Genomic DNA, 19,985 nt, shown 5'->3' with positions numbered 1-19,985 from the left:
GCTGGAGAGCGGCGCAGGACAAGTCGTGCTGTTCCGCGGCAGCCCGCTCTACAGTCTCTATCTGCATGGCGGCCGAGGGTGAACGCAAGCCGTATGAAAAGCGCGAGGGGCCGCGCAAGCCTTATGCACCGCGCGGCGATCGGCCGGTTGCGGCCGATGGCGAGCGGCCAAAGCGCGATTTCAAGGGCGGCGATCGGCCGTTCCGCGGAGACTTGCATCGTCACCCCGTGGAGGGGGACGCAGTGATCCGGGCGGGTAAGACATCGATGACAGGCATCTGGCGCGGGTGACCGCGATGATGTAGAGGGCGCGAAAATCGCGCTGAGGCGCTCCATTTAACACCATCCACGGTCTTGCAACAGATCATGCAAGTAACTTCACGGAAGCTTTGCAATTCAAAACCGCTAACTGTGCTAAGTTCCCTCAAAGTCTGAAGTGAGGAACCTGGAGGTATCGGACGTATACCGAGTTAGGCGCGAGCCCATCTGCCGATGATCCGATTCGTGTCTCGCATCGACCCTGACGGGAAGTGATATGGCGATCCAAAATTCTACCCATCCAATCGGTCCTCCAGGAAGCGGGGCGAGCGTGTCGACCAGAGAACTTCTCGAAGCGGCCAATGATGAAGTTTGGAGACTATATATGTATCACCAGACGTTCGATGGCGCAGACTCGGCCCAGATTATCCCCGCGAAAGGGCAACAGCCAAGGGCTCATCCCAGGGACGCTCTCTGTTGCGGCACATTCGGCGAGTTGCTGCAAGGCCAGTTACCACTGGGCTCCGTTCCCCGGGACCTTCACTTCTTGGTCACGATGCCCATCGCGCTTTTTGCGCGAGCTCACTTCGTGCCGATTGTAGGCACACAATCTGTCACTGTCTATCCATCACATAAAGTCAAAGCAAAACGACTGGCTGAGAATCTCGTGATTGCGCTCGGCGTCTCGGGAGGAATTCTCCTTTTGGAATCTGAGCTCCCGGAAGGCAAAGGGCTGGCGAGCTCGTCCGCGGATCTCGTTGCGACTGCACGATCAATCGCGTCCAGCTTCAAGCGCAGAGTCCGGACATCGTTTATCGAGAAGCTAATGGCCAGGATTGAGCCGTCTGACGGGGTGATGTACCCTGGCGTGGTCGCCTATCAGCAGCGAGCATGTAGCCCTCTCTCCTTCCTCGGGCAAATGCCGCCTCTTGCAATCGTTGGTATTGATGAAGGAGGGATCGTCGAAACTATCGATTATGATCAACGGCGCGGTGAAATTTCCGCCTCTCACAGAGCAGGGTATCAGGAATTACTCGACCGCGCCAGCGTAGCAATTCCGCGCGGCGACACGGCCACGATAGGCAGAATTGCTACAGCCAGTGCTCTCCTGCATCAGGAGCGGACTCCAAAGAAGCATCTGAACTCGATGTTGAATATATCCGAGGACACTGGCGCGCTCGGCGTCATAGTCGCGCACAGCGGCACAATGATCGGAATCCTGCTTGATCGAATGGCGGCTGACTTCCCACGGAAGCTTCGGTCCGTAATCGCCCATGTATCGCCGTTCGACAACTCGCCGAAAGTATATCTAACCATGACTGGCTGCCAGTGAGGTAGGAAAGATGCTCGCTGCCCGTAAACTCCTCCCATTCTCTGGCTATTCTGATGCCTATGCGCTCCCCAGCATCATTAGATGTGAGACAAACCTCTATCTTGCGCAGTTCGCGTTCATGAAGCTTCTTCCCGCGAAGTACATTATTGAGAAAGCGTTAGATAGAGGAAATTTGACGCGCGGAATGAAAGTTCTCGAGACTTCGAGTGGAACCTTCGCACTTGGTTTGGCCGTAGTTTGCCGGGAACGCGGATTCCAGCTGGAAATCTTCACCGACCCAGTGATGGACAGAGGCCTGGAAAACCGGCTGAACTCCTTGGGAGCCGAAGTGTTCATAATAACTGAAAAGGCGAAGGAGGGTGGGTATCAAAGAAGCCGCCTTGATGCATTAGACGCTAGGATCAGACAGTTGGGCCATTATTGTTTTTGGCCCCAGCAGTACGAAACACCCGACAATCCCGCAGCTTATGGGCTCTTCGCCGACCAGATATCGGGGATGTTGGACGCCGACGTAACTTTGGTCGGTTCTGTGGGGTCTGGCGGCTCTACTTGCGGAACGATAGAGCGCCTCCGCCAAAAAGCCCCTGGCGCGCGCCTGATTGGAGTGGACACCTTCAATAGCGTCATTTTTGGGCAACGGGACGGCGAACGCAAACTACGGGGGCTTGGGAACAGTCTTGTCCCCAAGAACGTGAGGCATGAACTGTATGACGAGGTGCATCTCGTCTCGGCTCCGCTCGCAATTGCTGCAACGCGAACCCTCCACGAGCGGCATGCCGTTTTCGCCGGTCCGACATCCGGAGCGAGCTACATCGTGGGGCGCTGGCGTGCTCGGCAATATCCGGGAGAGACCCTAGTCGTGATATGTCCTGATGAAGGCCACCGCTACGTCGACGCTGTTTACGACCACGAGTGGCTCGAGCAGCACGAATGTCTACATCAAGGGGCTCTGCTGGACGCGCCGGTAACAGAAAATCACCCCTCGACCGCTGTCCCACCATGGAACCGATATCTCTGGGAGCGGAGAAGCCGGGAAGCTGTCCTAAACGTTCTGGAGGACGCGTCATGAACCGAGGTAGCTTCCTTTTCGTGGAAAGCAACACAACGGGCACTGGCGAACTGTTGATGAAGCGGGCCCGAGTCCTCGGCTTTGAGCCCTATCTCGTGACGCGCGATCCTGCGCGCTATCCGTTTCTTAAGGGCTCTGTCGCCCAAGTGATCGAAGCTGAGACCCGCAGCCCGGATGAACTCATCGGGGTCGCCGCCAAATTAGGCAGGGTGGCAGGTATATACTCATCGTCGGATTATTTTGTGGAAGCAGCGTCTCGTGTCGCGACGGCGATAGGGCGACCAGCAGCGAATTCGGAGGCTATAGCCACATGCCGCAACAAATGGAAGCAGGCGGTCGAATTGCGGCGACAATCAATCACGATCCCTAAAACACGTCTGGTCACTTCCGTCAGAGATATCGAGAATATTCTTGCCCAAGCCACTCTGCCGGTGGTCGTCAAGCCAGTGTCCGGCAGTGGTAGTAGCGGCGTGAGGTTGTGCGACAGCGCCGCCGCCGCCATCAAGGCGTTTGAGAGTGCAAGGGGCGCGCTGCTCGATCAAGTTGATCTGCCCAGCCCAGACATCCTGATCCAGCAGTATGTGGAGGGTAAGGAATACTCTGCAGAGATAATTGCGTACGATGGGACGCTGCATTGTCTTGGAATTCTTGCCAAGCACAAAGGCCCGCCTCCCTGCTTCGTAGAGGTAGGGCACGACTTCCCGGCCCAGCTTCCGGAGCCATCCCTCAGGCAATTGGCTTCTTATGCCGCACGCGCGGTGTCGGCTCTGGGCCTAAATTTCGGACCGGCTCATGTGGAGTTCGTGATAGCGGAGTCGGGGCCCGTCATCATCGAGGTCAATCCCAGGCTGGCTGGAGGAATGATTCCAGTCATGCTCTCGCACGCCTTGGGCACGTCAGTCCTCGACATGGTGATTAGACTTTACGCGGGAGAAGGGTTCACGCCTCCACACGCGAGCGCTAGGGCGGGAGCCATCCGTTTCCAACTCGTTCATAAATCCGGCAAGCTCAAACGCCTCGGCTTTTCTCGAAATCCAGACTCGACAACACCCGAGGCAGGTCTTCTGAAATCTGAGGGAGTGGAAGTTAAAATTAATGGCGACTTCAGAGACCGCGTAGCCTACTCCATAGGCGTGTCTGATGAACTAAATGCCGCCGTCGCGGCAGCGCAACGGATGATCGATTCAATTGTAATCGAAATCGAGACACCTACTGACGAAACGGCCAACACGCAAGTCGCTGGGTCAAGCGAGGGCGGGTGGAACCTCCATCCTGAAGCGATGAAGCTGCTCGCTCCGCCTATCGAAATCGCGCGCGATGGCCACCTTCTGCAGCACCAAGCGACCATAGACGAGGCACATCTGGTGATGCTCGCCGATCAGGGCTTGATCAGCCAGGCAGCCGCTGCCGATCTCCTCAAGCACATCTTGGACCTCCAGGACGAGGGCTTTCAGTCTTTGGAGGGCCGCGATGCGCCGCGTGGCCTCTACCTTGCCTATGAGGCCGAACTTGCCGCCAGAGTTGGCCCGGAAAAGGCCGGCTGGCTGCATCTCGCTAGGTCCCGCAACGACTTAAACGCGACCATTTCTCTCCTGGCTTTTCGGGAAGCGGCGTGTTCAATTTCGCGAGAAATAGGTATTTTACAGGATGCCCTCCTTCAGCGAACGGAAGAGGCATCGGGACTTGTGGCTCCCCTGTACAGTCAATACCAGATCGCACTCCCTGGGTCGCCAGGGCACTACCTGCTTGGCGTCTTCTTCGCTCTGGGGCGGGAGCGCCAGCGCCTCCATTCCCTGCTGGATGACATCAGGAATTGCCCTATGGGGGCCGGAGCGGGCGGAGGCACCAGCATTCCTATAGATCCCCTGCAAACCGCAGGTCTTTTGGGATTCGAATTTCCGTCGTTCAACTCACTTGATGCGGTCGCGAGCCGCGATCATCACCTGCAGGGACTTTCAGTCTTCGTTGGGGTTTCAATCTTGCTCAGTCGTGTGGCCCAGGACCTGCAGGTTTGGACGACGCGGGAGTTCGCCCTCGTCGAGATCCCTCACAATCTTGCCGGCGGCTCTTCAATGCTCCCCCAAAAGAAGAATCCCTTTCTGCTTGAACACATTAAGGGATCGGCAAGCACCGTAATTGGCGCATACGTTTCTGCGGCAACGGTTACCTGCAAAGCGCCTTTCAGCAACTCGATCGAGGCAAGCAACTACGGCTGCTCTCCTCTGAAACTTGCGGAGGATGCCCTTAAGCGGGCCATGACCCTCACATCGCTCATCGTAAAGTTCATGTCTTTCAACGTGCAGTCTATGCGCGAACATTTGGAAGACGGGTCATCGATGACGGTCGTCGCCGCCGAAAGGATGGCGTCGCAAGGCGTTCCTTTCAGGAACGCCCACAGCTTGATTCGCGATGTCACCGCACGACTGTCTGAGGATAGCAGCCCCGCGGAGCGCCGAAGCGAGCTGGCCAGCCAACTCGCTGGCGTGTTACCGGCGAGTCTTGAAGAGTGTAGGGATGCTCTGCAGTTCGGAGGAGGACCCGGAAAGAAATCAACTGACGACCAGGTTTCTTTAGCAAAAACGCTCTTCCGGGATATGCAGCTCAAATGCGAGGACATGCGGAAGCGCTGGGCGCACGCTGAGATGCACCGCAAACAGAACGTGAAAGAACTCATTGAGAAGCACCAAGCCACCTAGGAGAGGATGTTGGACAACGTCCAATGGTACTGGCACCTTGCACTGGCAACGGGTCGTGTCCCGGCGAGTGGTTAATATGGGGCGAGAAGCGTAGTGGGCGGGCGGAGTATCGAACTATTTGACGCCGACGGCCTAGGATACATCGACGCCTCCGGTGGAGCCGCTGTGTCATGTATTGGGCAGTCATCCGGAGGTGCTCGCGGCGCTGCACGCTCAACTCGACAAAATCATACGGCATTCTTCACCACGGAAATCGCCGAGCAGCTTGCTGGTCGCCAGGTCGCCGACTTGCCGGATGGATCGATTACGCCTATCTCGTCAGCTGGGGGTCGGAAGCGATGCTACGCTGAAGATGATGCGCCAGTATTTCGTCGAGAAGGGGGAAGGTCGCCGCCGGCATATCATCGCGCTCCATCAAGGTTACCATGGCAATACCTCTGGGAGCGCTTGCTGCTGGTGGCAATGAATGGCGCCGGGCCCAGTTCCGACCACTCCTGATCGAACCCCATCACGGTCGCTTACCTGCGGAAAGCGAGCCGCATCAAGGGGCTTTTGATGACCCAAGGCATCCGCGACTTCAAGCCAGCCAGACGGGACTGGCGTGAGCAGCTCGAGACGCTGCGCACGGCTGACGGGCGGGATCTGCCGCCCTGCCTGAAAAACGAGATCAAGCGCGAGTGCCGCCGCTTGTGGCAAGTAATCGAGATGATGGCCTCACGACCAAAATCCACGTCGTCGTCGACGCACAAGGACTCCCGATCCGGCTCGGCCTGACGGCGGGACAAACGCACGATGGGCAGATCGCCGATCGATGCTCGACCATCTCGGCCCGCGCAGTATCGTCCTGGCCGACAAGGCCTACGATGCCGACCGTATCCGGGAGTTGATCCAGCAGGCGGGTCGACGCCCAACATTCCCGCCAAGCGGAACCGGAAGTGGAAACCTTGCTTCAGCAAGCGCCTCTATCGCGAGCGAAACCTGATCGAGCGCTTCTTCTCCAAGCTGAAACATTTCCGCCGTGTCGCTACACGGTATGACAAACTGGCAGCCAACTTCCTCGCCATGATCCAACTCGCCTCAATGCGACTGTGGCTTCGCGCTTATGAGTCTACGGCCTAAGGCCAGACAGCCAGCGAGCCGGTTTCCATGCCGGTCCTAACAAGCCCCTCAGCCTTCCCGGCCAGCCAGTCGGCAATAGCGCAGATCGGTGGGAACTTCCCTCCCGCGATCTTCTTACCATTCTCATCGAACACGCAGATGGCGGTCTGTTCCATCGAGACATCGAGGGCCGCAGACTTCGTCATAGCAGTTCTCCTTCCTCGCGTTGCGGCGCCGACTGATTATCGACATTGTAAGGTTGGCGAACTGCCGCCCGGAATGCGAGAGCCCGCGAATACGATTAGTCCCTATGATTGCTGGGCCTGAGGGTGGCCCGTCATCCGATATGCAACGGTACGAGGGTTAAGCCGGGTGACCGGTACAGAGCCTCATGCATAGGAGACGGGCCTTATGGAACATACCCGATTTGTTGGCTTGGATATTCACAAAGAACGGATCTCAATTGCCGTAGCGGAGAGCGGACGTTCTGGGGTGGTCGAATACCTTGGCGAGATTGCCAATGATCCTGGTGCGATTAGCAAGTTGTGCGACCGTCTCGGGCGTCCCGGCAGGCCGCTGGCGTTTTGTTATGAGGCCGGACCCTGTGGTTATGGCGTTTATCGACAACTCACAAGCCTCGGCCATCGGTGCGACGTAGTGGCGCCGTCGCTGATTCCGATGAAGCCTGGTGATCGGGTAAAGACAGATCGTCGCGACGCCACCATGCTGGCCCGTCTTCATCGCGCTGGAGAGTTGACGTCGGTTTGGGTGCCTGACGCCGATCACGAAGCCATGCGCGATCTGATCCGGCTGCGCAGCGTCGTGCGACAGATCGTGACGCGTACGCGTCAACATCTTCAAGGCTTTCTGCTGCGTCACGGCCGCAAGCATGGGCAAGGGACGGCGTGGCGAATGGCTTACCGGCGATGGCTGTCGACCCTGGCCTTTCAACACCCCGCTCAGCAGATCGCATTTCAGGACTATGTCGATGCCGTCATGGATGCGGAACGGCGCCTGCAGCGGGTCGAGGAACAGATATCCTGCCTTCTTCCCGAATGGAATCTGCGCTCAGTTGTTGACGCGTTGCAGGCGATGCGGGGGATCGCACTGATCAATGCGGTGGTGTTGGTCGCGGAAGTCGGCGACTTCACACGCTTCTCGAATCCACGCCAGCTGATGGCCTATTTTGGTCTCGTGCCAGGCGAGCAATCAAGCGGTGAGACGATCCGACATACCGGCATTACAAAAACCGGTAACAGCCATGCCCGGCGTGCGCTGGTCGAAGGCGCCTGGGCATACCGAATGAAGCCGCGCATCGGCCGTCACAAGGTCGACCGGATCGAGGCGCTGCCAAAAATCATTCGCGACATCGGGTGGAAAGCGCAGGTTCGACTCTGTGCCCGATACCGTCGGCTGAGCGCGCGCGGCAAGAACGCCAACGTCGTAAATATCGCCATCGCACGCGAGATGGTGGGCTTCATCTGGTCGATCGCCTGCACGGTTCAATCAGCGCCAAGGACGGCGTGACCATGACTTGACAGACAGCCAGCAGAGGAGATCGCAAACACCACATCAGCCTCGGCGCGTTATGCGGCGCTGGGGGCAGGACAATGCCGGGGAGCCCTCGTGTCCACTATGAGCCTTTGATGCTCGCCATCTAGACAGAGGAAGCCCCAAACGAAACAAGGTCATGCGGCTCGACCCGCGGATGAGAGATTGTTGACCGACGTTTAAGTCCTGCCTCCTGCACCGCATATCCGTCGTACTAATGCCTCTGCCGCCGATCAAATTCGACGGGCCAATCGCTTTGCAAAAACCCACCATGGGTGAGCGGCGAGGGTGTGGCATCTTTCGGCATCGTTAGAACCAACTCTTCCGAAGGAGGCGCCCCATGTGGCCGTCTTTTGACGCAAGCCGGTCCGTTACTGCTCTCGAACAGGATAACATGATCGTCGTCGTCATCGAACTGAGCGAGGCGAGGTGACTTCGTCCATCTCGTCACATCCGCCCCATGTGAAATGAACTATTGAGGGGCTGTAGCTGAGATCAAGGCCGGCTTGCAGGGCGCCAAAGGCGATTTCGCCGTTGTTGTCGCCGCCGATGGTGATCATAGCGGGGCCGCTGAGGTTCAGGTAGCGGCGATCCCAGATCGGCTTCGATGATCCGCCAGCGGCCCGTTGGCAGCCCGCGGGCGGCCATGCCGGCACCGCCAGGAGCTTCGGCAGCCGCACCAGATATAGGCGGCGGCAGCGAAGGTTAAGGTCCATCCGACGCGGTCGCGTCCGCGCAACTTGGTCTTCTCCTGCCCGGCGACGGTCTTGATCCAGCCGAACGCCTCTTCGATGCGCTTTCTGACGCGCTGGCCGACGGCATAGCCGCCGTGCCGCGTCGTGCGCCAGTCGATCGCTGAACGGCGCCCGTTCGTTTTCTGCGGCGTCACCCTCATCGAACGCAACTCATTGATGAAGTCCTCCGCGTCATAGGCCTTGTCGGCGCAAGCGTGATCGCCCGCGGCCGGTCGGCACGCGGTTCGATCATGTCCAGTACGGCCACTCGTTCGGTATGTCCGTCGGCCAGCGTCAGGCAGGCTTCGACCAGCAGGCCATAGCGGTTCTCCATCAGCCCGTGCCCCATGAAGCAGAGCTTGGCCTCCTTGCCCCGCCCCTTACGGTAGAGCCTGGGGGTCGGTGGTCGAAGCATGCGTCTCGCTCGACCGTTTCTGGCCGTGGAAGTCCGCTCCGTTGCGCCCCACCGCCCTGAGCCGGCGGCTCGCCTGAGTCATTCCCCAGCTCTTCGCCCGAACCGTCCTTCGGCTTAGGCTCTTCATCGACACCTAGGCCGCGATCAGCGTTCCGTCGACCGAGAAGTGATCCGTGGAAAGGAGCTTCTTCACGGTCCAAAGACGGACTCTCTGGATGGGTCTTTGGTAGCAGCGGCTGATTCTTGCAGTCGGCGGGGCGAAATTTGGTCTGATTGTTTCATTTTGTAGAAAAAAATGCAATGAATTTAGCGTCACTTTTGGCGATTGTTAAAGTTGCAATCACGGACATTGTTCCATGGATGACCTAGATCGAAGGATTCTTGCGGCTCTACAAAAGAACAACCGGCTCTCCTTTGCAGAAATGGCGGAATTGGTCGGTTCCTCGGCAGCGTCATGCATGCGTCGAGTGAACAAGCTGCGTTCTGATCGCGTGATCATTGCGGACATATCGCTGGTAGATCCGAAAGCTGTCGGCAAATCACTCACCGTCGTTGTCACGGTTGAGTTGGACCGTGAGCGTCTTGACCTCGTCGACGATTTCAAGCGCGCGATGCGCGCGGCCAAAGAGGTTACCCAGTGCTACATGGTTACCGGCAACGCCGACTTTGTGCTGATCGTGGCTGTTGAGGACGTCGAAGGCTTTGACGTCTTCGTCAAGACAAAGCTTTATACCAATGCCAATGTCCGAAAATTTCAGAGCATGATCGCGCTTGATCGTGTCAAGTTCGAGCCCCGGGTAACGGTGTAGACTTGGACGCGCTGCGCTGGAGCCATCACTCCGGGCTACGTTTTGAAACCGTCATTGCGCGTCCAGCATCAGATTGAGCTTTTTCGCCTATGCAACTGTGCGACGTAGAGGGTGCAGTCGATCCTGCGCGACGACGGTGTGAGTTGCCCGATCGTTTGACGCAGGCAAAGTAACCGTCCCGATAGGAAAAAGAATGGCGACCCCGATGACACAGATCTTGCCTGTTCTTTCAGCTGTGAACGAGCATTACGTCGATGAACGGCGCTATCCGCACGGGGCCGCTTTTATGGATGGGCAATACCTGCCGATGTCCGAGGCCAAAATCTCCGTGCTCGATTGGGGTTTCCTGCACTCGGACGCCACTTACGACACTGTGCACGTCTGGAATGGCAGGTTCTTCCGGTTGGATTTGCATCTTGACCGCTTCTTTGGGAGCGTGGAACGGCTGCGAATGAAGCTGCCCTACGATCGGGAGAAAATAGCGGCGATCCTGACAAATTGCGTCGCTTTGTCGGGGCACAGATCGGCGTACGTGGAGATGATCTGCACGCGCGGTTCGTCGCCGACATTCAGCCGCGATCCCCGCCAGGCGGAGAACCGCTTCATCGCGTTTGCTGTTACCTTTGGATCGATCGCCAGCAAGGAGCAGTTGGAAAGAGGCTTACATGTCGCGATCAGCGAGACCGTCCGTATCCCGCCTAAATCCGTCGATCCGTTGATCAAGAATTATCATTGGCTTGATCTCGTGAAGGGCCTGTTCGATGCCTACGACAGCGGAGCGGAGACAGCGCTGCTCATGAATACGAACGGGCACATCGCGGAAGGGCCCGGCTTCAATGTGTTCGTTGTAAAGGACGGATCCTTGAGGACTCCCGCTTTTGGGGTGTTGCCGGGCATCACGCGCCAGACTGTGTTCGAGCTTTGCGCCGAGATTGGATTGTCGGCCACGGCTGCTGATATTAGTCGTGCTGAGATCAAAGGGGCTGACGAGGTTTTCATCACCTCGACTGCCGGCGGCATTATGCCCGTCACGCGCATCGACGACGCCGCGATCTCTAATGGGCAGGTCGGATCCGTCACTCGCCGGCTGATGGATCTCTACTGGCGAAAGCACGATGATCCGGCATGGTCGACTGCTGTCATCTATCCGTGATCGAAAATGAGCCATGCGACAGCGTCTTTGCGAGCAGCTTCGCGACGATGGCGATGAGCTGTGGTCACGCAAGCTCCCGAAAATCGAGCAGGCTCGCTTCCTCACGGCGCCGCACTGTATTAAGAAGCCCGCTCGATGCAGGCCGACGTCTCCTGCTACCGGGAGACCTGCAGTCGGAAGACGATCGAGAACCGCGATGGGGCGGCAAATTTCTGCGTCGCCGAGGTCGGGCCGCGCTCCGTGGGAGTACATCCGCGAATTGGTAAGCCGTTTGCTCGGCGTCACAATCCCTGTGGAATATGATGGGCCCGGAGCTGCTACGTCGTTTGCGTCGTGGCGCGCGGGTTGAGCGAATCGACAGCCGCTACCACTCGATGATCACCGTCCAAACCGCGCTGATGTCTTGGCCTTGTGTTGGACGTACTTTATGCCATTCCTGCGGAGTTGCCGATGATCAACGAATTCATTGCCTATTTGTCTGCGGAACTGGCTGGCCGTTTAAATCCGGGGGGTTCTACAAATCCGAGCGCGTCATCGCGTCGACGCAGTCGTCCGAGATCGAACTCGCAGATGGCAGCAGGGCACTGAATTTCTGCGCCAACAACTATCTCGGTCTCGCTGACAATGAATGTCTAAGGAAGGCGGCTAAGGACGCGCTCGATCGGTATGGATATGGTATGGCGTCGGTCCGCTTTATGTGCGGCACTCAGGAAGTGCACACGCAAGTCGAGAGGCGCATCTCCTCATTCCTAAAGATGGAAGATGCGATCCTTTATTCATCCTGTCTCGACGCCAACGCTGGTTTGTTCGAGACGCTGCTCGGCGAGGAAGACGCCATTATTTTCCGATGCGCTCGATCATTGACGGCGTAAGGCTTTCAAAGGCCAGGCGCTTCCGATGGAAGTGCTGGAAAAACAGTGGAAGAAGGCCGAGGGGCAGCCGCTTCAAATTGATCGCAACCGATGGCGGATTTTCTATGGACGGCATCATTGCCAATCTCGGCGGGGTTTGCGACCTGGCGGAACAATATGGCGCCATGGTCATGGTCGACGACAGTCATGCGGTCGGCTTCGTCGGCAAGCATGGACGCGGCTCGGCGGAGCATTGCGGCGTCGAGGGCAGGGTGGACATCATCACCGGCACGCTCGGCAAGGCGCTCGGCGGCGCCTCGGGCGGTTACAAGCAGGCAAGCGCGAGGTCATCGACTGGCTTCGCCAGCGCTCCCGGCCGTATTGTTCTCCAATACGCTGATGCCTGCCATTGCAGGGGCGTCGCTGAAGGTGTTCGATCTGTTAGAACAAGGCGATGCGCTGCGCGAAATGCTCTATGCCAATGCCGACCGCTTCCGCTCGAAGATGTCGAAGGCAGGCTTCATCCTGGCTGGCGCGAACCATCCGATCATCCCTTTGTTATTGGGCGACGCGAGCCTCGCGCAGCAGATGGCCGAGAGGATGCTCCAGCTCGGCATCTATGTGGCCGGGTTCTCCTTCCCCGTCGTGCCAAAGGGACAGGCGCGTGTCCGCACGCAGATGTCTGCCGCGCATTCCAGTACGGATGTTGACCGTGCCGTTGAGGCCTTCACTGAGGTGGGCAGAGAATTGGGAGTCTTCCGATAACCAACATAACGGACGCCTTCGTCGTTCTCTGCGAGGAAGTCATGATGAGCCCCTGGCGTCAAGTCCGGGCCGATCTGTGCAACGGAAGGTTGGCTCGCTGGCGTTGCTGGAGAACGGTGGCCGCCTGGTAGAGCGGCCATTTGAAGAGCGCGTCCAGCCCCGCATCGCCGGCGATCTGGCGACCGATGTCGCGAATGGTCCGGCCGAGATAGGTCTTGAGCCTGCGCAGCGCCTTGTTCGCCCGCTTGAACTGCTTGGCGTGGGCATAGCGCTGATGGCTGATCAGCGCCAGCTTGCCGGCCCGCACATAGCTCTGGCGTCGTAAATGGAGCCCCTTCCTCTTGGCCAGCCGCACCAGCCGTTCGCGCGCCCGGTGGATGAGCTTGGCGTCGGTCGGGAACATGACGTTCTTCGGCTGCACGGTCGGGTCGACGATGACCTGGCGCGTGTCGGCCGGGTTCATCGCCCCGGTCTTGACCGCAAGGCTGAGGCTCTCCTGCAACAGCGCCACGATCCGCTCCTTGCCCATACGGCTGCGCCAACCCGTCATCGAGGAGCGGTCAAACGCCAGCGTATAGCAAAAGAACGTCTCGCCGGTCAGATACTGGAAGTAAGGGTTCTCCGCCCGGCGCGCTCTCCAGCCCCGTCGGGACGATCACCGCGCTCGCCTTCCGGGCCACGATCGACCGGCCTGAGCGGTTCGGCTCGTCGCAGGCGGTGGGGCGCATCTGGGACTGACGCCGGCACGCTACCAGTCCGGCCAAACCGACGTCCACGGAAGGGTCAGCCCGATGCGACGAACTTGCACGCACCGCGCTTTATGAGGCGGCCCACACACTGCTGGTGCGATCGAAGAAGTGGTCGAGCCTCAAAGCATGGGGCATGAACATCGCCAGGCGGCGCGGCATGGCACGAGCCCGGGTTGCGGTCGCCCGCAAACTGGCCATCATTCTGCATCGCATGTGGGCCGACGCGACCGAGTTCCGCTTTGGAAAGGAGCCTGTTTACCTGGCCGCGTGAACTGAGACAGATCGAGGAGCAAGCAACACGAAACAAAGCTTCGCCCGAAAGGGCGATGCCGGGATCGTTCCTTGGGGACGATGGGGGAGGCGATCTCGTTGAGAGTCCCGAACCTGCCGGCCCAAGCGCAGCAAGGTCGTGAACCAGATTGAGACGCCTCGCTCTCCTGACCCCATCATGCGGCGGCCCAAGCGCTGAGCGCGAAGAGAAGCGAGTGACCCCCCGAACGGTTCAGAAAAAAGTGCAGGAGCATCTTGACTAAAACGACCCCAATCAGACAGGACTCTTAGATCGTCATCGGCATGCTGCGATGGAAACATCGTTTGCCAATGACGGACAGCTATCGGCAAGCAACGCTGAAGTCTGGAACCGCTGGTCGACGATTCTCAACGGGATCAAGTGGGATGATCAAACGCGACGCTCCCTAACGGACCCTGCGCCTAGGGAAACGGCCCATGCGTATGCGATCCGGTTGCGGCGTGCGCCCGGAAAAAGGCTGAGGCGTATCAAATAAGGTCGCTTTCTGGGGGTAGCAGTTCAGCAATTGACCGCATTTTGGCTCAAACCTACCTCTGTAGGTGCTATCGTTTCGAAAATGGCGTCTCCCGACAAAGTCATTCGTGGGGAGAACGGGACGTCTGAGTCACTTCGAGATCGAAAGCCTCTCTCGCGGTGCCGACCGAACTAATAGGTGCCGATTGACCGCGTCGCGAATACGAGAGGGGTGCGGAACTTGAGAATCTCTGGACGCGACCTCATCATGCAGAAGGTCTAAGGGCCCAATGGCTGCCTACATACTTCGCCGAATGGTCTCGACCGTCACGGTCATGGCGATGGTCGGCATCTTCGTCTTCCTGCTTCTCAGGCTCGCGCCCGGCGATCCGGCCGACATCATCGCCGGCCCTAGGGCCACGCCAGATATGATCGCCGGCATTCGCGAACAGTTAGGTCTCAATCAGCCGCTGCCCGTTCAGTTCGTGCATTGGGCGCTCAGCATCCTCGGTGGCGATCTCGGGACCTCAATTTTCACGGGGCGGCCTGTTCTTGAGCTGATCTCGCAGCGGCTGGAGCCTACCATTTCCCTTTCGATCTGGACGATGACCCTTTCAATCATCATAGGAGTCTCCTTTGGCATCATTGCGGCATGGCGAGCTGGCGGTCTTGTTGATCGCTTCCTGACGGCTTTTGCGACCCTTGGTTTTTCTGTCCCGGTATTTGTCGTTGGCTTCATTCTCATATACTTGTTTGCTATCACAACACATTGGCTACCGGTTCAAGGATACCAGCCGATTGACCACGGCTTCGGACCATGGCTTGTGCACCTGATCCTGCCGACCGTGACTTTGAGCGTCCCCTACATTGCTTTCATCGCCCGGATCGCGCGGGCGAGCATGCTGGACGTACTGTCGGAAGACTATATGCGAACCGCCGCGGCCAAGGGCGCGTCGCCCTATGCCGTGCTTTTCCATCATGCTTTGAAGAATGCGGGTGTCCCGATCCTAACGGTGATCGGCATAAGTTTCGCCGGTCTAATTGGCGGTGTCGTCATCACGGAAACGGTGTTCAACATACCTGGTGTCGGTCGTTTGGTGGTCGATGCAATCAACAACCGCGACTATCCAATCATTCAAGGTGTGCTTATCCTGGTTTCGGGTCTGTACGTCCTTATCAATCTCGCGGTCGATCTTTCCTACACCCTTGTCGACCCCCGCATCCGGTACTGATTATGAAGCTCCTCTCAGCACCAGTCGAATACGTCCCCATGGGCCGCCTGGGAATATCTGATCTTCCCCGTCTGGCACGTCGGCATCCGCTCGTCCTTGTAGGCGGCGGCCTCTTGGCGCTGTTGATCATTCTGGCGCTCGCTGCCCCACTTTACGCCGGCGATCCATCGAACATGGATCCATTCAAACGCCTTCAGCCGCCCTCAGCTGACATGTGGTTCGGGAGCGACAATCTGGGCCGTGACGTGTTTGCACGAACGGTGTTCGGCGCCCGGATTTCGCTAATAGTCGGATTGACGTCGGCGGCGGGCGCGGCTTTGGGCGGTCTTCTGATCGGTGTCATCGCCGGCTACAACCGCGGCTTCGATAATATCGCAATGCGCTTCATGGATGGCCTTATGTCGATCCCGACGATTCTGCTAGCCATCGCCCTTATTTCTCTGACGGGCCCCGGGATCGGTATCCTCATCGTCGCCATCACGATCCCCCAGATGCCGAGCGTCACGCGGCTGGTTCGTTCGGTGGTTCTGACTGTTCGGGAGCGTCCTTATGTGGAGGCCGCGCTCTGCGGCGGCGCGCGCCTGCCGAAAGTCCTGTGGAGGCATATCCTCCCGAGCACCATTCCGGGACTTATGGTGCAGAGCGCCATAGTCTGCGCAGATGCGATTCTGACAGAGGCCGGGCTGAGCTTCCTGGGTGTGGGCGTGCCGCCCGAGATTTCGAGCTGGGGCAACATGATTTCAAGCTCTCGGCTGTATCTCGCTATCGCTCCAATGACGATCTTCGCCCCCGGTATTTGCCTTGCAGTCACCGTCCTTGCCGTCAACCTGTTTGGGGATGGCCTACGCGACCTGTTCGATCCCCGCGCGAAGCGGAGGCGCTGACATGCAGATGCATAAAACCGCAGGGAACGATGTGCTTCTCGACGTTCGCGATCTCGAGACGCACTTTTACGGGGAAGAGAGCGTCACCCGCGCCCTGGGCGGCATCAGCTTCCAGGTGAAGAAGGGCGAAACGCTCGGCGTCGTCGGTGAATCCGGATGCGGAAAGAGCGTCACCGCCCTCTCCATTCTTCGCCTGCTGCCGAAGCTGACCGCCAGGACCATCGGCGGCGAGGTGCGCTTTCACGGACGCGATCTGCTTGATCTGTCCGATCGGGAGATGCGAAAGATCCGCGGTGACCAGATCGCCATGGTCTTCCAGGAGCCGATGACGAGCTTGAATCCGGTCTATACGGTCGGCCACCAGATCGCCGAGGCGGTGCAGATCCACACGAAGGCGTCCCGCTCGGTGGCCATGGCAAAGGCTGAAGAGATGCTCCGTCTCGTGCGCATCGCGGACCCTGAACGGCGCGTCAGCAACTATCCTCACGAAATGTCCGGCGGGATGCGCCAGCGCGCCATGATCGCCATGGCTCTTGCCTGCTCACCGGAGCTGTTGATCGCCGACGAGCCGACGACGGCCCTCGACGTCACTATCCAGGCGCAGATCCTGCGGCTCATTGTCGATCTGAAAGAGCGCACTGGAACGGCCGTGATGTTCATCACACATGATCTGGGCGTTGTAGCCGAGACATGCCAACGCGTGATCGTGATGTATGCAGGCCGGATTGTGGAACAAGCGAACGTCATAGATTTGTTTGCGCGACCGGCGCATCCCTACACTCAGGGCCTCATGCGATCGGTGCCGGATCGGCGGCGCGGCCGACAGCGCCGCCTTCCGGAAATTCCCGGCATCGTGCCAAGCCTGCGCGAGCCCATAGTGGGCTGCAGCTTTGCGCCTCGCTGCCCGTTCGCGATCGACATTTGCCGCAAGAAGACGCCCGCCCTGCGTGATGTGGGCTCGAGCCACGCCGCGGCTTGCTGGCGCGCCGAAGAGGTGATGGGCGCATGAGTGGTCCTCTGCTGAAAGTCGAGAATCTGACCAAGTATTACCCGCTTGGCTCAGGACTCTTCAAGAAATGCATTCCGATGATCCGGGCGGTGGAGGATGTGTCCTTTTCCCTCGAGGCGGGCGAGACGCTTTGCATCGTCGGGGAATCCGGCTGCGGCAAGTCCACCGTCGCGCGCCTCCTGATGCGGCTCGTCGAGCCGACGGGTGGTCGCGTGCTGATCGACGGGACCGACATTGCGGGCCTCAAAAAGGACGCGCTTCACGCCTGGCGCCGCCGGATGCAGATGGTGTTTCAGGATCCTTACTCGTCGCTGAACCCGCGCCTCACCGCTGGGCAAATCATCACCGAACCCGTCGAGAATTTCGAGCGTCTCAGCCGAAGGGAGCGTCAGGCACTCGCCGCAGACCTTCTCCGAAAGGTCGGAATGTCGCCGGACATGATGCACAGGCTCCCATCCGAATTGTCGGGCGGTCAGCGCCAGCGGCTCGGCATTGCACGCGCCCTGTCGCTCACTCCCTCGCTCATCATCGCCGACGAAGCGGTGTCAGCCCTTGACGTGTCCGTGCAAGCGCAGATCTTGAATCTGCTTCTGGATCTCCAGCAGCAGATGGGTATCGCCTTCATCTTCATCTCGCATGACCTTGGTGTCGTAGAGCATATCGGCCATCGCGTTGCGGTCATGTATTTGGGGCGGATCGTGGAGCTCGCGCCATGCGATGCGCTGTTCGCCAAACCAGTACACCCTTACGCCGAGGCGCTGATCGCGGCGGCACCAGTGCCGGATCCGACGCGGGTTCGGCTGGAGGCGCCCGTTGAGGGCGAGGTGCCGAGCCCCATCAATCCGCCGAGTGGGTGCGCGTTCCACCCGCGTTGCCCGCTCGCAGTCGAGCGGTGCCGCATCGAAGTCCCGCCTTTGGTGCAGATGGCAGACGGGCGCATCGTGGCCTGTCATGTGCGCGCTCCGGCCACAGAGATCCCAGTGCAGCGAGCTGCGGCGGGCAGTTCTTCGCTTGCTCAAACAACATGATCCGGTCATGAGGTATCGGAAAGCGCAAGCACAGCGACAGCAATATGAGCACCCGAGACAGATAGGAAATCATATGGAGAGAGATTCACACGAGAATGGAAGCCGCCCGATCCAACAGAATGCTGGCTATGATACGGTCGGTTCGATCGCGACCAACGTTGAAGACGGTTTCACAATGGCAGCAGTTGGGGACCTTCTCTTTGCGCGGCCAGTGACGAAGGGCCATTATCCTGGCTTAGTCGATGTTCTCAGGATCTTCCATGGGGCCGATGTCAGTTTCGGGAACTTGGAAACCAACATCTTGGATGTTCAATCTAAGGGATGCCCACAGGCTGAGTACGGTGGAGCGTATTGCATCAGCGACCCGCAGCTAGCACCTGACTTAAGCGCCATGGGCTTCAATATGGTCAGTCGCGCGAATAACCATACGCTCGACTGGGGCCTTGAAGGCATGCGCGAGACGAGCCGGGCGCTCAATGAAAACGGCATCATCCATGCAGGCGCAGGCGAAAACCTCGCACAAGCTGGAGCCGCGCGCTTCCTGGAGACTCCGCGCGGACGGGTAGCGTTGGTGTCATTTGCTACGACGTTCGTGCCGATGGCTCGTGCGTGCGATCCCGCTGGCGAGGCGCCAGGCCGACCAGGGCTCAACGCCCTTCGTTTGGAGAAGAGCATCGTTGTTCCGCCGGAGATGCTCGAGAGCTTGAGACAAATCCGCGAAGTGCTACCGGGCTACAACCCCGCTGGAAAAGATCCAAGCCGCGTAGTCCTGGGCGGGGTGACGTACAAAGCTGGCAACAAAGCCAGTTACAGCTTCGAGCCCAACTCGCGCGACATCGCCAATATCCTGCGTAACGTTCGTCGGGGCAAACAGATCTCCGACTTCTGCATCGCCACGAATCATGAGCACGAGCCCGGAGTATGGAGCCGAGAACCGCCTGACTACGAACAGGCGTTTGCCCGAAGGCTTATCGATGCCGGGGCGGACGCATACGTCGTGCATGGGCCTCATCAGCTGCGAGGCATCGAGATCTACAAAGGTCGGCCTATCTTTTATAGTTTGGGTAATTTCTTCTGTCAGGACCTCCGGACGCCAGTAGGCGATGACATGTACGAGGTATACGGCAAGGATCCGAGGGTCGATACGGACGTCGAAGTCACGGTCGACGAGGTGGCAAAAGGCTATCCGACTGCGGAAGGGTTAGTAGGGTCTCAATCTGATACGATCTTCTATGAGAGCGTGGTGGCCCTTAGCCGCTTTGAGCAGAACCAACTCGCTGAATTGCGGCTCCACCCGATCGAGCTCCGCCGCGTAAACAGATTTGCGAACCGGGGTGTACCGCGGCTCGCACCCGGCCCGCAAGCAATAACTATTCTGGAGCGCCTACAGAAGCTCTCGACGCCTTTTGGCACCAAAATTGAGATCGAGAACGGGGTTGGATTGATCCGACTGCCGTCCACCTTGGCGCAATGAGCGCATGTGGTGATATCTCAGGTGCGGCCGGCGTTATCAACTTAACTCGCGTTCAGGGATTTGCGGCATAGACTGATGGCATGAACACCGCGACCGTCAGCTACAAGCCCCATCG

15 protein-coding genes and 6 pseudogenes are annotated in these 19,985 nt (G+C 58.8%); 17 read left to right on the top strand and 4 right to left on the bottom strand.

Annotated features, from left to right (window positions below; translation table 11 throughout):
• Positions 1 to 642: 642 nt before the first annotated feature.
• The 6 genes and pseudogenes from NLY42_RS01750 to NLY42_RS01725 form a co-directional block, all read left to right on the top strand.
• Positions 643 to 1,590, top strand: a complete 948-nt coding sequence (locus NLY42_RS01750; protein WP_023756085.1) for a GHMP family kinase ATP-binding protein — start codon at positions 643 to 645, stop codon at positions 1,588 to 1,590.
• Positions 1,591 to 1,600: 10 nt separating this feature from the next.
• Complete coding sequence (locus NLY42_RS01745) at positions 1,601 to 2,659, top strand: cysteine synthase family protein (RefSeq protein ID WP_023756086.1); 1,059 nt, start codon at positions 1,601 to 1,603, stop codon at positions 2,657 to 2,659.
• Entirely contained in the window at positions 2,656 to 5,355 is a 2,700-nt protein-coding gene (locus tag NLY42_RS01740; RefSeq protein WP_023756087.1) for a lyase family protein, read from the top strand. Before NLY42_RS01745 ends, NLY42_RS01740 begins: the two co-directional genes overlap by 4 nt.
• Positions 5,356 to 5,509: 154 nt before the next feature.
• Positions 5,510 to 5,821 carry an aminotransferase class III-fold pyridoxal phosphate-dependent enzyme gene (locus tag NLY42_RS01735; RefSeq protein ID WP_156933849.1) on the top strand — a complete coding sequence of 104 codons (312 nt, stop codon included), beginning with the start codon at positions 5,510 to 5,512 and terminating at the stop codon, positions 5,819 to 5,821.
• A gap of 89 nt (positions 5,822 to 5,910) precedes the next feature.
• Positions 5,911 to 6,129 (top strand): hypothetical protein, encoded by a 219-nt coding sequence (locus tag NLY42_RS01730; RefSeq protein WP_198022229.1) that lies wholly within the window; start codon positions 5,911 to 5,913, stop codon positions 6,127 to 6,129.
• Positions 6,066 to 6,474 (top strand): annotated as a pseudogene (locus NLY42_RS01725) (IS5 family transposase); the annotation flags it as partial. The gene NLY42_RS01730 and the pseudogene NLY42_RS01725, both read left to right, overlap by 64 nt.
• Here the strand turns inward: NLY42_RS01725 and NLY42_RS01720 are convergent.
• Complete coding sequence (locus tag NLY42_RS01720) at positions 6,471 to 6,659, bottom strand: hypothetical protein (RefSeq protein WP_023756031.1); 189 nt, start codon at positions 6,657 to 6,659, stop codon at positions 6,471 to 6,473. The pseudogene NLY42_RS01725 and the gene NLY42_RS01720 sit on opposite strands and share 4 nt — an antisense overlap.
• 205 nt (positions 6,660 to 6,864) lie before the next feature.
• Between NLY42_RS01720 and NLY42_RS01715 the strand changes: the two genes are divergently transcribed.
• Positions 6,865 to 7,980, top strand: a complete 1,116-nt coding sequence (locus tag NLY42_RS01715; RefSeq protein ID WP_031244948.1) for an IS110 family RNA-guided transposase — start codon at positions 6,865 to 6,867, stop codon at positions 7,978 to 7,980.
• Between the two features lie 431 nt (positions 7,981 to 8,411).
• On the opposite strand, the gene NLY42_RS01710 is transcribed toward NLY42_RS01715, so the two are convergent.
• Together NLY42_RS01710 and NLY42_RS01705 are read right to left on the bottom strand one after the other, a co-directional pair.
• Positions 8,412 to 8,564: a hypothetical protein gene (locus NLY42_RS01710; protein ID WP_023756563.1), complete on the bottom strand. Its 153-nt coding sequence runs from the start codon at positions 8,562 to 8,564 to the stop codon at positions 8,412 to 8,414.
• An 87-nt stretch (positions 8,565 to 8,651) separates the two neighbouring features.
• Positions 8,652 to 9,346 (bottom strand): annotated as a pseudogene (locus NLY42_RS01705) (transposase); the annotation flags it as partial.
• A 163-nt stretch (positions 9,347 to 9,509) separates the two neighbouring features.
• On the opposite strand from NLY42_RS01705, the gene NLY42_RS01700 reads away from it, so the two are divergent.
• The 3 genes and pseudogenes from NLY42_RS01700 (at position 9,510) to NLY42_RS01690 (ending at position 12,731) form a co-directional block, all read left to right on the top strand.
• On the top strand, positions 9,510 to 9,962 hold the full coding sequence (locus tag NLY42_RS01700; RefSeq protein WP_031244950.1) for an Lrp/AsnC family transcriptional regulator: 453 nt from the start codon (positions 9,510 to 9,512) through the stop codon (positions 9,960 to 9,962).
• A 193-nt stretch (positions 9,963 to 10,155) separates the two neighbouring features.
• Positions 10,156 to 11,115 carry an aminotransferase class IV gene (locus NLY42_RS01695; RefSeq protein ID WP_023756025.1) on the top strand — a complete coding sequence of 320 codons (960 nt, stop codon included), beginning with the start codon at positions 10,156 to 10,158 and terminating at the stop codon, positions 11,113 to 11,115.
• Positions 11,116 to 11,565: 450 nt separating this feature from the next.
• Positions 11,566 to 12,731, top strand: a pseudogene (locus NLY42_RS01690) (glycine C-acetyltransferase).
• Between the two features lie 94 nt (positions 12,732 to 12,825).
• Here the strand turns inward: NLY42_RS01690 and NLY42_RS01685 are convergent.
• Positions 12,826 to 13,362, bottom strand: a pseudogene (locus tag NLY42_RS01685) (transposase family protein); the annotation flags it as partial.
• A 14-nt stretch (positions 13,363 to 13,376) separates the two neighbouring features.
• On the opposite strand from NLY42_RS01685, the pseudogene NLY42_RS01680 reads away from it, so the two are divergent.
• From NLY42_RS01680 to NLY42_RS01655, 7 genes and pseudogenes are all read left to right on the top strand, one after another.
• Positions 13,377 to 13,751: pseudogene (locus tag NLY42_RS01680) on the top strand (transposase); the annotation flags it as partial.
• 283 nt (positions 13,752 to 14,034) lie between these two features.
• Positions 14,035 to 14,176: pseudogene (locus NLY42_RS31945) on the top strand (D-amino acid dehydrogenase); the annotation flags it as partial.
• A 357-nt stretch (positions 14,177 to 14,533) separates the two neighbouring features.
• Positions 14,534 to 15,475: an ABC transporter permease gene (locus NLY42_RS01675; RefSeq protein ID WP_031244954.1), complete on the top strand. Its 942-nt coding sequence runs from the start codon at positions 14,534 to 14,536 to the stop codon at positions 15,473 to 15,475.
• Positions 15,476 to 15,477: 2 nt separating this feature from the next.
• Positions 15,478 to 16,359, top strand: a complete 882-nt coding sequence (locus NLY42_RS01670) for an ABC transporter permease (RefSeq protein WP_023756018.1) — start codon at positions 15,478 to 15,480, stop codon at positions 16,357 to 16,359.
• 1 nt (position 16,360) lies between these two features.
• Positions 16,361 to 17,368, top strand: a complete 1,008-nt coding sequence (locus NLY42_RS01665) for an ABC transporter ATP-binding protein (RefSeq protein WP_023756565.1) — start codon at positions 16,361 to 16,363, stop codon at positions 17,366 to 17,368.
• Complete coding sequence (locus NLY42_RS01660) at positions 17,365 to 18,396, top strand: ABC transporter ATP-binding protein (protein ID WP_023756016.1); 1,032 nt, start codon at positions 17,365 to 17,367, stop codon at positions 18,394 to 18,396. Before NLY42_RS01665 ends, NLY42_RS01660 begins: the two co-directional genes overlap by 4 nt.
• 73 nt (positions 18,397 to 18,469) lie before the next feature.
• Positions 18,470 to 19,870: a CapA family protein gene (locus NLY42_RS01655; protein ID WP_031244955.1), complete on the top strand. Its 1,401-nt coding sequence runs from the start codon at positions 18,470 to 18,472 to the stop codon at positions 19,868 to 19,870.
• The last annotated feature ends 115 nt before the right edge of the window (positions 19,871 to 19,985 follow it).

It is taken from the genome of Mesorhizobium sp. C372A (assembly GCF_030323245.1).
Taxonomy (GTDB): domain Bacteria; phylum Pseudomonadota; class Alphaproteobacteria; order Rhizobiales; family Rhizobiaceae; genus Mesorhizobium.
Note: the sequence above shows the minus strand (reverse complement) of the source record. Positions and strands in the feature narration are given on the sequence as shown.

Coding starts and splice junctions, on each gene's coding strand:
- NLY42_RS01670 (WP_023756018.1), top strand. CDS start 15,478: ATGAAGCTCCTCTCAGCACCAGTCGAATACGTCCCCATGGGCCGCCTG.
- NLY42_RS01655 (WP_031244955.1), top strand. CDS start 18,470: ATGGAGAGAGATTCACACGAGAATGGAAGCCGCCCGATCCAACAGAAT.
- NLY42_RS01720 (WP_023756031.1), bottom strand. CDS start 6,659: ATGACGAAGTCTGCGGCCCTCGATGTCTCGATGGAACAGACCGCCATC.
- NLY42_RS01695 (WP_023756025.1), top strand. CDS start 10,156: ATGGCGACCCCGATGACACAGATCTTGCCTGTTCTTTCAGCTGTGAAC.
- NLY42_RS01730 (WP_198022229.1), top strand. CDS start 5,911: ATGACCCAAGGCATCCGCGACTTCAAGCCAGCCAGACGGGACTGGCGT.
- NLY42_RS01665 (WP_023756565.1), top strand. CDS start 16,361: ATGCAGATGCATAAAACCGCAGGGAACGATGTGCTTCTCGACGTTCGC.
- NLY42_RS01660 (WP_023756016.1), top strand. CDS start 17,365: ATGAGTGGTCCTCTGCTGAAAGTCGAGAATCTGACCAAGTATTACCCG.
- NLY42_RS01715 (WP_031244948.1), top strand. CDS start 6,865: ATGGAACATACCCGATTTGTTGGCTTGGATATTCACAAAGAACGGATC.
- NLY42_RS01675 (WP_031244954.1), top strand. CDS start 14,534: ATGGCTGCCTACATACTTCGCCGAATGGTCTCGACCGTCACGGTCATG.
- NLY42_RS01700 (WP_031244950.1), top strand. CDS start 9,510: ATGGATGACCTAGATCGAAGGATTCTTGCGGCTCTACAAAAGAACAAC.
- NLY42_RS01745 (WP_023756086.1), top strand. CDS start 1,601: ATGCTCGCTGCCCGTAAACTCCTCCCATTCTCTGGCTATTCTGATGCC.
- NLY42_RS01710 (WP_023756563.1), bottom strand. CDS start 8,564: ATGATCACCATCGGCGGCGACAACAACGGCGAAATCGCCTTTGGCGCC.
- NLY42_RS01750 (WP_023756085.1), top strand. CDS start 643: ATGTATCACCAGACGTTCGATGGCGCAGACTCGGCCCAGATTATCCCC.
- NLY42_RS01740 (WP_023756087.1), top strand. CDS start 2,656: ATGAACCGAGGTAGCTTCCTTTTCGTGGAAAGCAACACAACGGGCACT.